The following is a 12,928-nucleotide window of genomic DNA, read 5'->3' as shown; positions in this document are numbered from 1 at the left end:
TGTGCATGAAAATAGGCATCCTCAATGAGGATGCCTATGGTTAAAAGTTATTCATCAATACTATTTGACAAAGAGCCAAAAGAGCTAATATACTGAGAAACAATTTCAGTATATTAGCTCTTTAATTTTAATTTAAAAATCCAAACTAGGATCAGAATTCAAACTCAAATCAGCAAAATCGCCCTTCTCAAATTGAATCTGAGCAATTGCACCAATCATCGCAGCATTATCACCACAAAGTCTAAGTGGTGGGAATATGAGTTCCATATCCATGTTACGCTTTTCAATTTCTTCTTTTAATCTCTTACGAAGTCCCTGGTTGGCGGCAACTCCACCGGCAACTACTAACTGGTTAACTGGATGTTGTTTCAAAGCCCGGAAGGTTTTGTTACTCAAGATATCCAAAACAGCGCCTTGGAAACTAGCAGCCAAATCATCTTTACTCAAGTCTTCATGCACTTGATCGGCGTGATGAACACGATTGATGAAGGCACTCTTCAAACCACTAAAGCTGAAGTCCAGGTTATCCTCTTGCACCATAGCACGTGGGAAGTTAAAGACATCATTACCAACAGCGGCCATTTGGTCAACTTGTTTACCGGCTGGATAGTTGATTCCCAATATACGACCAATTTTGTCATAGGCCTCGCCCACTGCATCATCACGAGTATCACCAAGCGTATGGAACTCACCTGGCGCTGTAACTAGAACCAATTCTGTATGTCCACCTGAAACTAACAATGCCATGAATGGATATTTCAAATCAGTTACGAAGTTAGCTGAATAAATATGTCCAGCCAAATGATTTACTTTGATCAATGGCAAATCATGTGCGAAGGCAACTGTTTTAGCAGCCATGATACCGATCAACAATGAACCAACCAATCCTGGTCCGTATGTAACGGCAACTGCATCGATATCATCGTAAGTTACTTTGGCTTCGTCCATCGCTAATTTAATACAGCGTGTAATTTCTTCCACATGATGACGACTAGCAACTTCTGGCACAACGCCACCGAATCGCTGATGACTCTTGATTTGTGTAGCAATTATATTTGATAGTATTTCTTTACCGTTCTTGATCACAGCCACACTTGTCTCGTCACAGCTACTCTCAAACGACATTATCAATGTATCTTTTTTCAAAATTTCTTCCACCTACAGATCCACCACCATCTCTAATGCATCATGGTGATTTCTAAAGTAATACTTCTCATGAATAGTTCTAGTTTTGAACCCAAATGCTCGATAAAGACTGATTGCGGATTCGTTCTCAATGTCTGCTTCAAGTGAAAGGGACAAAAACTCATATTTGCGACAATAGTCAAACACTTGATTCAAGAACAAGTGTCCGATTCCCAAGTGTTGCAAGTCTGGCATGACGGCAACGTTAGTAATATGAGCTTCGTTTTTATTTTTCAAGGACACTCCAATAAATGCCACACAGACGTTATTTTCTATTAGTGACAAGTACAAAGCATTTTTATTTCTCAACTCCATATCGACAATATCAGCTGGCCACGGAACCGGCTTCGAGTAAATCGTTTCTTGAATACTCATAAAACTGCCAGTATCGTTTGAATCTGATTTGCGTAAAATGAAGTTTCTACCATCAATACTAACCGACTGTTGCTCAAAGGGATATTTTTCTACATGTCCTGTTGGCCAAAGTGTTTCTTTAAACTTCCTCAACATAGGAAATATTTCCGTCATCCTTATGACCTTTTTCATACCAATCGTGTTCCGCCTGTGTTAAACGCAAATACGTTGGTACAAAGCTATCAATATCCTTAACAGGTTCAGCTTGTTCAGCTAACTTGGCCAATTTTGTAGCGTCCGGAAGACTGTCTTCCGCTGACATTATTTTGGCATGCGGATATTTTTCTCTTATCAAATCGGTTAATTTTTGAGTGGCATTAATGAATTCTAGTTTATCTTCATCGTAATCTTGCAATAGCTCAAGTAACTTAGCCATTGTAATATGTTGATCATCGATTACGTTAACTAGCTTTCCATTTTTACTAGAATACACACCAGCATAGGCATTATCATTTCTAGCATCCATTAATGGTATTAAGAATTGCTCATTCCCACCATCAGCGGCAAGTAATTTCAAGCTAGAAATACCAACAAGTGGTTTATTCAAAGTAAATGCCAATGTTTTGGCAACTGTAACAGCTATTCTAACTCCAGTATAAGAACCAGGGCCATCAGCGACAGCTATCCGATCTATATCATTCACTGAAAGACTGGCATCTGCCAATGAATTTTTAATATCAGGCAAGAGTGTAACACTGTGAGTCTTATTCTCAGAAGATTCGACATGTGCGAGAACCTTACCATCTTCAACAACCGCAACACTTAGCGGCTTGTTCGATGTATCAAAAGCTAAAATTTTCATATAATCCCCTCGATCTTAATAGGAATATTTTACCACATAATTAGATTTTACAGAGAGTGGAGAAAAACGGGTAAATGTTGAGCATAGCCTAGATTAAGAATTGATGCGATTTTGTGCATCCTTTCTTAATCGTAGCTAAGCGGAGGCATTTGTTTTTCGGAACTCGTTTTGAATAGAGAGTGGAGAAAAACGGGTAAATACTGAACAAAAAAAATCGACCACTAACGGCCGATTCTGTTAAATCTCGAATTACTGATCCATTTAAGAACCAAGTATAACAATCCGGTTTGATAAACTAAGCTAAATAGTTCCTTGACGATCCTTGGAACTAATAATGTCCAATATGGCAAATTAGTCATCATTTGAATCCACAGTGTATTCAATCCTGTATTGACGATTACTGTGATTAATAATATCGCTATAAAAGTTCTCAAGATTGTTACCTTATGATTATATAGTACAAAACCATAGATAAGACCTGCTACTAACGCTGAAAATGTAAAGCCCCAGAAGAAACCTCCGGGTGCTGGCATTACAACGTTACTGATAATATCGGCAATCACATTAGCAATTGCTGCCTTATACGGTCCGAAGTAATATCCCATTAGTCCTATTGCAATGAAGCTGAATCCGACCTTCAAGGTATTGCTACCTATCGACAACTTACTCAACACCATCTGCATTGCAATTAATAAAGCCATCCACGTCATTTCGTGGACACTGATAACACGACTGTTCGTATTCATAACGACATCTCCTTGTAGGAGCTGCCACAGCATATAACTAGAGGCTAATAAAATTAACTAACTATATAAAGTGACGAATGCGGAAACAAAATCGCAAGCAATAGCTCTTCGTCCGGTGTTCACATTCCGTTCCGCCGGCACTTTACGCTTTGAATCCTACCCCAAAAATATTTTACTTGAACATATTACCACAAGTCCCACTTAGCATCTATCGATTTTGCTCATAACCTTTTTCATACGAAATCATAATTATTTTTCTTCCCACGTAATCTGCGCAACAGCATTCAATTCACCGTCGCTCTTGATCCAATGTGTCGTAACTAAATTATCAGAATCTATTTTTGCATATACTTCAGGCTCACTATGAATATTCAATTCTTTATCATATTTAATATCCATACTCTTAGCCCGATGTTTTTCAACAAATTCAATTCCTAATGAATCAACCATCCAGTCGAAGTAATATGAATTATTCACGTGACGGTTGACATCGATATTGTAATAACCGATATGTTGGTCTGTCTTGACGTCATAATCTTTAGGCTCACGTAATCTAGCAAAACGTTTGATCTTAGTAATTTCCTCAGCACCAAAAACATCCGTCAACTGTTCAGCTGCACTAACCATTTTACGAGCTTTAACGTCGATAATAACGAAGGCACTTGAAAGATCGACCATGCGATTGCCCTCTAGATCGTCTATCCAAAAGTCACGATAGAAGAAGTATTTATTATAACTAGTTGCACGTGTGCTGACCTTTAACTTCTGGCCAAGTGTTGGCATCTTCTTAATATCCATGTGATATTGGACAACGACCCAGCCAAGACCACGTTGTACCATTTCTGAACTGTCTGAATCTGATTCATGTAGTTGCTTCTCAGATATCAATAACATTGCATCAACCAACGATGATAGGCGCATATCGCCTGTTAAATTTGCAAAATAAAATGGAAATTCTATTTCTTGAGAGTAAATTTGTTCTGTCAATTTATTCTTCCTTTCCAATTCCATGGTATAGATTGTAAACAATTTGTTTACGTAAATCATTTTGAGTGGCAACTTCTTTGATGGCCTTGTTAGGCTTCTCTCCTGATTGTATCAACAGATCAATTGAATTAATAATCTCAGAGTCAGACATATCATCAATTTCTTCGATTTCCTTGCCTGCCAAAATCAAGACGTATTCACCCTTTGGATCATTTTCTTGATAATATTCTATAACTTGATCGATTGTTCCCCTAAGGAAAGCCTCATGGATCTTAGTTAATTCACGTGCCAAGGTTACTCTGCGGTCACCACCAAAATATTTTCTCAAATCATCAACCGTTTTGACTACACGATATGGTGATTCATAAATAATCGAAGTTTCAGCACGTTGTGCCAAATTCTCCAACGCTTCAGTACGTTCCTTACCCTTACGTGGCAAGAAACCATAGAAGTAGAATGGCTGTGGTTCAATTCCTGAGGCGATCAATGCTGTAGTTGAGGCACTTGCACCAGGCAATGGAATAACAGCTATATCGGCTTCAATAGCTGCTTTAACCAGTTCTTTGCCAGGATCACTGATAGATGGTGTTCCCGCATCACTAACTTGAGCAATGTTGATTCCATTATTTAGTTTATCGATCAGTTCTGGGATTCGTTGAGCCGTATTGTGCTCATGGAAACTAATCAAATCAGTGGTTATATCAAAATGATTCAGTAAATATTTTGTGTTTCTAGTATCTTCAGCTGCGACTAAATCTGCATCCTGCAAAGTTTTGACTGCTCGAAAGGTCATGTCGTCCAAGTTACCAATTGGTGTTGGCACTAAAAAAAGGCAGCCCTTCGAATTATTAACAAAACTCCTTTGTTCATTCATTCAAAATGCTCCCTTGTTTATTTTTTATTTGGTTTACTGTGATTTCCGTAAATTACCCCGAGACAGAATACACATTCTTCATTTTCTTTACGATGAGAACCATAAAATTGTTGGCACACGTGAAAGCCTTTATGATACAGCTTTTCTAAGTTCAAGCGTGAAGTAGGCAATTCACTCTCATTGAAACTTTTATCCTCGTAACCCAATTTCTCAAGTTGTTTGCGAAGATTATGATTTTCCATCTTCAGTTCTTCTTTTTCTTCTAGATCTTTTGATAGTTCTTCTTTGAGTGCGTCGATCTGACTACTCAAACTACCTAATTGATTAGAGATAGCTTCGAACTGGTCATACAAATCTTTTTCTGCCATTGTTTCACCTACTAACCCACAAATTTTAATGACAAATCCTCTAAAATTGCTTGAAATGCTACATTACTTTTCCACATTTCCTCAGCTTTAAATAATTCATCCGAAAAACTAACGATCTGTTGAATACTTTTATTTGAAAGAACATCTTCTTTAATAAGAAGTGATTTATCTAAATTGTACCTAATTGATAATATATCACTAAACATCTGATTCATCATATCGAAAACCAAATGTTGGTGGTCCTTATTCTCTACCAAAGGCATGATATCAGTCTGTACATCTATAAAACTATTTATTTTTTTTTGATTACATTCTTTCATCCACACAACTAAAGAAGATGAGAGTTTTTGAAAATCTTCACCATTAGTCGCTTGTAAGAACTTAATATCAGAGACCTTTAATGCTGTTTTTGCTTGCTCATCCTTATAACCCAATTCTACCAAACTAGCCATTTCTTCTTCATTGCTTTTATTAGACAAGTGAAATATTTGAACACGTGATCTAATCGTTTGAAGCAATTGCTTGGCCGAATTTGCCAGCAGAATAATCATCAAATTACCTTCTGGCTCTTCAATGGTTTTCAACAGATTATTGCTGGCAGCATTAGTCATCTTCTCAGCTTCATCAATAATCAAGATGCGACGCTTACCTTGTGTGGCAGTCATACTAGTTTCTTTTTTAAAATACTTAATATCGTCTACACCAATACTTTGTTTTTCAGTTTTGATTTCCAGCACATCAGGATTATCCCCCAACGCAATCGTCTGGCATCTTTGACAAGTTTGATCCGGCATCCCATCTTGTAAATTCCCACAAAACTGGCTTTGTGCCAACCAAATTGCAACTTGCTGTCTGATTTTAGAAGAAGCATTATCAAGCAAATAGGCGTGCGACAACATATTAGACTGAATAATTTTTTGAAATTCATGCAGTACTCTAGGCTGCTCTTCTACTAAATTTTCCATTTTTAAAATCTTACAAATTTATCCACAGGTAGGATAAAACAAGTAGCTCCCCCGACTTGAACTTCGATTGGATCATTGATCCCAGCTGCTTCAGGCAATGCAAAAGTTGAAGTAACAAATTGTGTTCTTGTATGACAAGTCTTCTTGATAACTTCGAGTGCAGCATCAACTTTGTCATCTTCCACACCAATAATAAAAGTTGAGTTACCTGCCTTTAAAAAACCACCGGTTGAAGGTAATCTGGTTGCACGAAAATCAGCTTTTACGAGGTGTGTTTGTAACTGTTGGCTATCTTTGTCTTGAACAATCGCTAAAATAACTTTCATTTTATTTTCCTCCATTGAATACATTTGGAAATCTCTTAATAATAACATCTAATGCATCAGAAACAACTTTTTCAGGCTTCTGATCTGCATTGATACTCTTTATTCTATCAGGATTAGCCTCTACTAAGTCAAGATATGAGTCGTGAACACGTTTGTGGAAGCTCAGTGCCTCTTGCTCCAAGCGATCCATTTCACCCTCATGATCCTTACGAATCCTTGATAAACCTACCTCTGGCGAAATATCAAAGTAAATTGTTAAATCTGGCAGTGTACCATCAATGGCAAAATCATTGATCTCCGCAACTTCTTTCGTACCGATTTCACGGCCGCCACCTTGATACGCAATCGAACTATCGACAAAACGATCACTCAACAATACTTTGTTAGCAGCCAATGTTGGTCTAATAACATCGACCACATGCTGTCTACGTGCGGCTGCATATAATAGAGCTTCAGTTCTATCATCCATTTTTTCATCATGAACAGTTAGAATGATTTTTCTAATTTGTTCAGCTATTTCGCTACCACCAGGTTCACGTGATTCAACTATTTCTTTATTAGTGTGTTCTTTTAATAACGGAACCAGCGCATTTAATGCGGTAGTTTTTCCAGCCCCATCTGGGCCTTCGAATGATATAAATATCCCTGACATCTAGTATTCTCCCTTTTAATGCATTGATTCTATTTTACTTGATATTGTTGTTTGGGTAAACATGTATTAAAAAAGCCGATATCTACTTTGGTAGATAACGACTTTGGGTTTGTGATTCTAAAACGAGTTGCGAGATGACAAATTACTTCGCTATTCTAGGTAATGCTCATCGTCACCTCTCCGCACTCTCTACCAATGCTTCTCAGCTCGACTTGGTTGCTTCAAGAATGTATCTTCATCACCAAAAATAATATCAGTGGTATGTTTGGCCTGAGCCTTGCGGCGTCTGGCTTCCAAATATAAGAACTGATACTTGGCTCGATCTATTCTCAGATTCAAACGTGCCTCATCGGAAATTTCGAGTGAATTATTCATCAAATGCTGTGCATTACTGATCTGGCGTTGAATGTCATGAATGCTATCCATCAACCGATCGTTTTCGATTTTTTCAACACTAGCTTTTTTTCTACCAAACATGTTAGATCTCCCTGCGACCTAGAACGGCGCTCTTCAGAGTCATCTCGTCGGCATATTCAATGTCAGAACCAACGGCTAATCCATGCGCTAATCTAGTTACTTTTATACCTGCCGGCTTTACCAGTTTGGCTAAGTATTGCGCTGTTGCTTCTCCTTCAGGAGTTGCATTCGTAGCAATAATCAATTCTTGAACTTTGCTGTTCTCACGCAAACGATTAAGCAGTAATTTGATATTCAAGTCTTCAGGACCGACTCCATCAACTGGAGATAATACTCCACCCAACACATGATACAAACCATTGTAACTGTTCATATCATCTAATGACATTATATCTTTTGGCTGTTCTACTACTAGAATCGTCGACTGATCACGATTCTTATCACTACAGATGGAACATATTTCATCTGTAGTAATATTCCCACAGATCTTGCAGGACTTCAAATCAGTTTTGGCAGACATGAGATTATCGGCAAATTCTTGCACTTGACCTTTATCCATGCCTAATGTAAAGAATGCCATTCTTGTCGCTGTTTTGCGACCAATTCCTGGCAACATCATATAACTATCAATTAATTTTGAAATTGGCTCTGGATATCTCATTGATTACATCATCCCGTTTGTATATTTACCTAGCTTAGCATCTTTATCTTTGTCAACCTTGGCCATACCATCATTCAATGCGTCGATAAGCATATCTTGCAATGTATCAGGATCGTCAGGATCAATAATCTTTTCATCGATTTTAATATCTAGTACTTTTTTGTCACCATTCATTTTTACAACTGCAAAGTCATCAACTGAATGTCCCTCATAATCTGTTTGACTCAATTGTTCTTGTGCAGCAGCGACTTCTTTTTGCATCTTTTGGGCTTGGCGCATAAGATTGGCCATGTTACCGCCCATTCCACCCATATTTGGCATTCCTTTACTCATAACCATTTCTCCTTTTAATCATCTTTAACTTCAACCACACCATCATCACCGAATAACTTCAGTGCTTCATCGACGGTTGGATCAGTTTGTTTTTGCTCTGACTTAGATTTTACATTTTTACTCTTATCAGAATCAATATTATTTGCAATATATTCTTTACGAATTTCTGGCCATTGGGCCTTTGGTACCAAAACAACTTGGCAATCCTTTTTCAATAACTTACCAACATTATTAGTCAACTCATCTAGAAATCCATCTTGAGCGGTCTCAAACCACATTTCATAGTCAAATGCGACAACAATTCCCGCTTCTGACGCAGCAACAGGTTCAGAGATACTCATGATTGAACGTTGAGTGATCGACAACATACTCATCAGATCAGGCCAAATATCCTTGGCTGTATTCAAATCATTCTTAGTGGCATTTTCCAAAACTTGATAAATTGCCGTCTTATTAAGATGAGTTCCTTTTTTATTATTACGCTTAGGTTTATTAACTTGCTTTTGGTTACTATTATTTTGAACCTGTGGCTGATCAACTAATTGTTTGATTTCTTGTTTTAAATTAGCAATTTCATCGCCTAATTGATCCACACGTTGATTATCAACCGGTGTATCTGTTGTTTCTTTAACTGATGCAGCGGACATTTGTTGTTCAATTCTTGGTTCACTGATTTTAACGGTCAAAATTTCCATATAAACATCAGTCTGATTAGAATTCTTCAGATTTTTTTGAGTGGCACTAACTTGATCAACAATATAGAACAATCTTGTATTATCAAACTTATCAGCAATTGCCAATAATTCATTGGTCATAACTGACTTATCCATCTGTTGTGAGAGATCGGAGTTCGAATTGTACAAAATCAAATTACGACAGACACGGATGATCATTTCAGTAAAACGCATCGCTGAACGACCACTAGCCAGAATTTGATACAGACTAGTCAACGCATCAGCTGGTCGATTTTCAGCAATCGCCGTCATGTAAGACACAATCTGTTCATTACTCAACGCACCAGTTACTTCTTGAGCATTCTTCAAAGTCAACTCATCATCACCATATGATAAGGCTTGATCCAAAATACTCAAAGCATCACGCATTCCACCTTCGGCAGATGCCGCAATAATGTTCAACGCTTCTTCATCATACTTAACGTTCTTATCATCCAAGATGTAGGTCATACGTTCCAAAATATCCTGGCGTGAAATTCTTCTAAAAGTAAAACTCTGCGTTCTCGAAATAATTGTTGCCGGGATTTTTTGAGGTTCAGTAGTTGCCAAGATGAACATGACATTAGCTGGTGGTTCTTCTAGTGTTTTCAGAAGGGCATTAAATGCACCTTGTGAAAGCATATGAACTTCATCAATAATATAAACTTTGAATTTAGCTTCTGTTGGAGCATATTTTACTTTGTCACGAATATCACGAATCTCCTCAACACCATTATTTGAAGCGGCATCGATTTCGATTACATCATTCAAGCGATTCTCATTGGCTGCCTTGCAGATTTCACATTCATTACAAGGTTCACCATCATGTGGATTCAAGCAATTAACAGCTTTCGCCAAAATTTTGGCACAAGAAGTCTTACCAGTACCACGTGGTCCACTGAATAAATAGGCATGACTGGTCATATTACTTGCGACCGCATTACGTAAGGTCTGTGTGATAACGCTTTGACCAATTACATCTGAAAAAGTTTGGGGACGCCAAACTCGATATAGTGCTTGATATGCCATATTTCCTCCTTGCTTTAACACAGTACTTAAATTCTACCACAAAAAACAGCTTTAACTGACAGTTTTACTTTTCCACTCTCTAAATAAAAAAACTCCTAATCAATTAAGATTAGGAGGCTAATATACATAACAAAAGGCACATGGTACAACTCACTTAGTGCTGCTTTCTTCCGAACCTGACACGATTCACAAGAGCACCATTGCCCTAAGGCCTTTCGGCAATAACTATAATACTATAAATCTTGAATTAATGCTACTTTTTACGACGTATTTCTCTAAAGAAATTACGTAAAAGATCACCAGTTTCTTGTTCCTTAACATTGGCAAGGACCTCTGGCTGATGATTATAGCGTGTCTCAGCTAATAAATTAACAATTGATCCAACTGAACCAGCCTTAGGATCACTAGCACCAAAAACGACTTCTTCAATTCGACTATTGATGATAGCTCCTGCACACATCGGACATGGTTCTAGCGTAACAAACAGGCTGGTGTGTTCTAGACGCCAACTACCAACTGATTCACACGCTTGTTCAATAGCAATGATTTCCGCATGCTTAATAGCGTCCTGAGTTTCTTCACGTTCATTCGATCCACGACCTATGACCTTGCTTGTTTGATTGTCCACAATAACACAACCAATTGGCACTTCGGCACGTGATTGAGCCTTAAGCGCTTCACCAATTGCCTCATCCATATAATTATTTATCTGTTCTTCTGAAAAAATCATCTAGCTAAACCAACTTACTTCTCAAAATGTAATAACCTTTTTCACGAGTAACGATTTCCACATTACCATACGTTGTATCCATCAATTTTTTAGCTGAAGGAGCACCCTGCTTCTTTTGAATAACGATCCACAATTCACCGTTATCAACTAAGTGTTCCTTTGCTCCGCTGATAATTCCTGAGACAACATTTTTACCAGCTCTGATAGGTGGATTAGATATCACCAATGCATATTTTTCAGAAATCTTCTCATAAACATTTGACTCAAAAATATTTACATTCTTAATCCGATTAGTTTCAGCATTCTTTTTGGCAAGGTCAATTGCACGTAAATTAACATCCGTCATATCGACCGAACGTTTAGTTTGTTCCTTGGCCAGAGATAATCCGATTGGGCCATATCCACAGCCAACATCAAGAATATTCCCCGCAGGAACTTCATCAAAGTTAATTGCCTCGATCAAGACACGTGAACCGTAATCTATTGTCTGTCGTGAAAATACTCCTGCATCAGATGTGAAAGTTAAATTATTATTTCTCAAAGTAAAATTAAAGTCTTTTAATTCATGTTCTAGATCAGCTGAATTTTCAAAATATTGGTTAGCCATATTTGTTTCCTTTCTAAAAAAGCAAAAATGAGGGTAAAAAAAAATCCTCTTACGAGGATTAATTTTATCATAATAATCTTATAAAAGGTTATTACTTCAATGTAACTGTTGCGCCAACAGCTTCAAGCTTTGTCTTCATATCTTCAGCGTCAGCCTTAGCAACGCCTTCCTTGATAACCTTAGGAGCACCGTCAACTAGGTCTTTTGAGTCCTTCAAGCCAAGTCCTGTGATACCACGAACTTCCTTGATAACCTTAACCTTTTCTTGACCTGCTTCTGTAAGTTCAACATCAAATGAATCCTTTTCAGCAGCATCTTCGCCACCAGCAGCAGCACCTGCAGCAACAGGAGCAGCAGCTGTAACGTCAAATTCTTCTTCGATAGCCTTAACAAGGTCGTTAAGTTCTAGAATTGAAGCATCTTTTAAATCATCGATAATCTTTTGTGTATCTAAAGCCATTTTAATGTCCTCCGAATTATGTTTGTTTTTTAATTAAGCAGCTGGTTCGTCGTCTTTCTTTTCAGCAACAGCTTTAACAGCCAATGCGAAGTCGCGAACTGGAGCTTGTAATACAGATACCAACATAGATAGCAAGCCATCTCTGTTTGGTAGTGTTGCAAGTGCTTGAATTTCTTCAAGTGTAGCAGCTTTGCCTTCGATGATTCCACCCTTGATTTCAACGGATTCAACATCTTTAGCATACTTAGCAGCAACTTTAGCAGGTGCAACTGGATCTTCTTCAGAATAAGCGATAGCTGTTGGGCCAACGAAGAATTCTTCTAGACCTTCAAGTCCAGCTTCTTCTGCTGCACGTCTCAAGACAGTGTTCTTGATAACTTGCATAGTAGCACCTTGCTCACGTAATTCAGCACGCATAGCAGTAGCTTGTTCAACTGTAAGACCTAAGTAGTCAACAACGATAACTGACTTAGCGCCTTTAAGATTAGCAGCAACTTCTGTAACGAGTGCTTCTTTTTGTGATAGTTTTTCTTGCTTCATTATTACGTTTCACCTCCACAATTTATTTTAGTTAACTCTACAAATTTCGGCTTAAAAATAAAATCTCTGCGTCCGAAAGACACAGAGATTAATTAACAATCTTCTGGCCTCGGCAGGAT

General features: G+C 37.9%; 18 protein-coding genes, 1 other RNA gene, 1 riboswitch and 1 other annotated feature (1 of these 21 only partly in view). All 19 genes read right to left on the bottom strand.

Features of this window, described 5'->3' with window-relative positions; genetic code table 11:
- Positions 1-132 precede the first annotated feature (132 nt).
- The 19 genes from tsaD to rplJ all read right to left on the bottom strand — a co-directional run bounded on the left by tsaD (position 133) and on the right by rplJ (position 12,809).
- Positions 133-1,149, bottom strand: coding sequence for a tRNA (adenosine(37)-N6)-threonylcarbamoyltransferase complex transferase subunit TsaD (gene tsaD, locus EKM68_RS12445; protein ID WP_404810810.1), 1,017 nt, complete (start codon positions 1,147-1,149; stop codon positions 133-135).
- A 9-nt stretch (positions 1,150-1,158) separates the two neighbouring features.
- The gene (rimI, locus tag EKM68_RS12440) at positions 1,159-1,695 is read right to left on the bottom strand and encodes a ribosomal protein S18-alanine N-acetyltransferase (RefSeq protein ID WP_164509445.1); all 537 of its coding nucleotides are present in this window, start codon (positions 1,693-1,695) and stop codon (positions 1,159-1,161) included.
- Complete coding sequence (gene tsaB, locus EKM68_RS12435; RefSeq protein WP_125591131.1) at positions 1,679-2,401, bottom strand: tRNA (adenosine(37)-N6)-threonylcarbamoyltransferase complex dimerization subunit type 1 TsaB; 723 nt, start codon at positions 2,399-2,401, stop codon at positions 1,679-1,681. Before tsaB ends, rimI begins: the two co-directional genes overlap by 17 nt.
- A 221-nt stretch (positions 2,402-2,622) precedes the next feature.
- On the bottom strand, positions 2,623-3,147 hold the full coding sequence (locus EKM68_RS12430) for a folate family ECF transporter S component (protein WP_125591130.1): 525 nt from the start codon (positions 3,145-3,147) through the stop codon (positions 2,623-2,625).
- A gap of 69 nt (positions 3,148-3,216) precedes the next feature.
- A riboswitch (THF riboswitch) is annotated at positions 3,217-3,313 on the bottom strand.
- Positions 3,314-3,396: 83 nt separating this feature from the next.
- Positions 3,397-4,134, bottom strand: coding sequence for an acyl-[acyl-carrier-protein] thioesterase (locus EKM68_RS12425; RefSeq protein WP_125591129.1), 738 nt, complete (start codon positions 4,132-4,134; stop codon positions 3,397-3,399).
- Between the two features lies 1 nt (position 4,135).
- On the bottom strand, positions 4,136-5,008 hold the full coding sequence (gene rsmI / locus EKM68_RS12420; RefSeq protein ID WP_125591128.1) for a 16S rRNA (cytidine(1402)-2'-O)-methyltransferase: 873 nt from the start codon (positions 5,006-5,008) through the stop codon (positions 4,136-4,138).
- Between the two features lie 17 nt (positions 5,009-5,025).
- A complete protein-coding gene (locus EKM68_RS12415) occupies positions 5,026-5,376 on the bottom strand; it encodes an initiation control protein YabA (protein ID WP_125591127.1) in 351 nt (116 codons plus the stop codon).
- An 11-nt stretch (positions 5,377-5,387) separates the two neighbouring features.
- Positions 5,388-6,341 carry an AAA family ATPase gene (locus tag EKM68_RS12410; RefSeq protein ID WP_125591126.1) on the bottom strand — a complete coding sequence of 318 codons (954 nt, stop codon included), beginning with the start codon at positions 6,339-6,341 and terminating at the stop codon, positions 5,388-5,390.
- 2 nt (positions 6,342-6,343) lie between these two features.
- Entirely contained in the window at positions 6,344-6,667 is a 324-nt protein-coding gene (locus EKM68_RS12405) for a cyclic-di-AMP receptor (protein ID WP_125591125.1), read from the bottom strand.
- A gap of 1 nt (position 6,668) precedes the next feature.
- Positions 6,669-7,319: a dTMP kinase gene (tmk, locus tag EKM68_RS12400; RefSeq protein WP_125591124.1), complete on the bottom strand. Its 651-nt coding sequence runs from the start codon at positions 7,317-7,319 to the stop codon at positions 6,669-6,671.
- 189 nt (positions 7,320-7,508) lie between these two features.
- Complete coding sequence (locus EKM68_RS12395; protein WP_125591123.1) at positions 7,509-7,796, bottom strand: YaaL family protein; 288 nt, start codon at positions 7,794-7,796, stop codon at positions 7,509-7,511.
- A 1-nt stretch (position 7,797) separates the two neighbouring features.
- A complete protein-coding gene (gene recR / locus EKM68_RS12390; protein ID WP_125591122.1) occupies positions 7,798-8,397 on the bottom strand; it encodes a recombination mediator RecR in 600 nt (199 codons plus the stop codon).
- Between the two features lie 3 nt (positions 8,398-8,400).
- Positions 8,401-8,709: a YbaB/EbfC family nucleoid-associated protein gene (locus tag EKM68_RS12385; RefSeq protein ID WP_404810809.1), complete on the bottom strand. Its 309-nt coding sequence runs from the start codon at positions 8,707-8,709 to the stop codon at positions 8,401-8,403.
- Positions 8,710-8,744: 35 nt separating this feature from the next.
- The gene (dnaX, locus tag EKM68_RS12380) at positions 8,745-10,472 is read right to left on the bottom strand and encodes a DNA polymerase III subunit gamma/tau (RefSeq protein WP_125591120.1); all 1,728 of its coding nucleotides are present in this window, start codon (positions 10,470-10,472) and stop codon (positions 8,745-8,747) included.
- Between the two features lie 127 nt (positions 10,473-10,599).
- Positions 10,600-10,682: signal recognition particle sRNA small type (gene ffs / locus EKM68_RS12375), an RNA gene on the bottom strand.
- A 43-nt stretch (positions 10,683-10,725) separates the two neighbouring features.
- The gene (locus tag EKM68_RS12370; protein WP_164509444.1) at positions 10,726-11,202 is read right to left on the bottom strand and encodes a nucleoside deaminase; all 477 of its coding nucleotides are present in this window, start codon (positions 11,200-11,202) and stop codon (positions 10,726-10,728) included.
- A gap of 4 nt (positions 11,203-11,206) precedes the next feature.
- Positions 11,207-11,809 carry a class I SAM-dependent methyltransferase gene (locus EKM68_RS12365; protein WP_125591119.1) on the bottom strand — a complete coding sequence of 201 codons (603 nt, stop codon included), beginning with the start codon at positions 11,807-11,809 and terminating at the stop codon, positions 11,207-11,209.
- A gap of 91 nt (positions 11,810-11,900) precedes the next feature.
- Positions 11,901-12,269 (bottom strand): 50S ribosomal protein L7/L12, encoded by a 369-nt coding sequence (gene rplL / locus EKM68_RS12360; protein ID WP_125591118.1) that lies wholly within the window; start codon positions 12,267-12,269, stop codon positions 11,901-11,903.
- A gap of 33 nt (positions 12,270-12,302) precedes the next feature.
- A complete protein-coding gene (gene rplJ / locus EKM68_RS12355; RefSeq protein ID WP_025023741.1) occupies positions 12,303-12,809 on the bottom strand; it encodes a 50S ribosomal protein L10 in 507 nt (168 codons plus the stop codon).
- Positions 12,810-12,857: 48 nt separating this feature from the next.
- Positions 12,858-12,928: a sequence feature (ribosomal protein L10 leader region), on the bottom strand (it continues 47 nt past the right edge of the window).

The organism is Companilactobacillus jidongensis (assembly GCF_003946575.1).
GTDB classification, from domain to species: domain Bacteria; phylum Bacillota; class Bacilli; order Lactobacillales; family Lactobacillaceae; genus Companilactobacillus; species Companilactobacillus jidongensis.
The sequence above is the reverse complement of the archived record's forward strand: the minus strand, read 5'-3'. Positions and strand labels throughout refer to the sequence as shown.

Bases quoted from the DNA above. Each gene is read 5' to 3' on its own strand.
- rimI (WP_164509445.1), bottom strand. From the start codon at position 1,695: ATGTTGAGGAAGTTTAAAGAAACACTTTGGCCAACAGGACATGTAGAA.
- tsaB (WP_125591131.1), bottom strand. From the start codon at position 2,401: ATGAAAATTTTAGCTTTTGATACATCGAACAAGCCGCTAAGTGTTGCG.
- EKM68_RS12430 (WP_125591130.1), bottom strand. From the start codon at position 3,147: ATGAATACGAACAGTCGTGTTATCAGTGTCCACGAAATGACGTGGATG.
- rsmI (WP_125591128.1), bottom strand. From the start codon at position 5,008: ATGAATGAACAAAGGAGTTTTGTTAATAATTCGAAGGGCTGCCTTTTT.
- EKM68_RS12415 (WP_125591127.1), bottom strand. From the start codon at position 5,376: ATGGCAGAAAAAGATTTGTATGACCAGTTCGAAGCTATCTCTAATCAA.
- EKM68_RS12410 (WP_125591126.1), bottom strand. From the start codon at position 6,341: ATGGAAAATTTAGTAGAAGAGCAGCCTAGAGTACTGCATGAATTTCAA.
- EKM68_RS12405 (WP_125591125.1), bottom strand. From the start codon at position 6,667: ATGAAAGTTATTTTAGCGATTGTTCAAGACAAAGATAGCCAACAGTTA.
- tmk (WP_125591124.1), bottom strand. From the start codon at position 7,319: ATGTCAGGGATATTTATATCATTCGAAGGCCCAGATGGGGCTGGAAAA.
- EKM68_RS12395 (WP_125591123.1), bottom strand. From the start codon at position 7,796: ATGTTTGGTAGAAAAAAAGCTAGTGTTGAAAAAATCGAAAACGATCGG.
- recR (WP_125591122.1), bottom strand. From the start codon at position 8,397: ATGAGATATCCAGAGCCAATTTCAAAATTAATTGATAGTTATATGATG.
- EKM68_RS12385 (WP_404810809.1), bottom strand. From the start codon at position 8,709: ATGGGTGGAATGGGCGGTAACATGGCCAATCTTATGCGCCAAGCCCAA.
- dnaX (WP_125591120.1), bottom strand. From the start codon at position 10,472: ATGGCATATCAAGCACTATATCGAGTTTGGCGTCCCCAAACTTTTTCA.
- EKM68_RS12370 (WP_164509444.1), bottom strand. From the start codon at position 11,202: ATGATTTTTTCAGAAGAACAGATAAATAATTATATGGATGAGGCAATT.
- EKM68_RS12365 (WP_125591119.1), bottom strand. From the start codon at position 11,809: ATGGCTAACCAATATTTTGAAAATTCAGCTGATCTAGAACATGAATTA.
- rplL (WP_125591118.1), bottom strand. From the start codon at position 12,269: ATGGCTTTAGATACACAAAAGATTATCGATGATTTAAAAGATGCTTCA.
- rplJ (WP_025023741.1), bottom strand. From the start codon at position 12,809: ATGAAGCAAGAAAAACTATCACAAAAAGAAGCACTCGTTACAGAAGTT.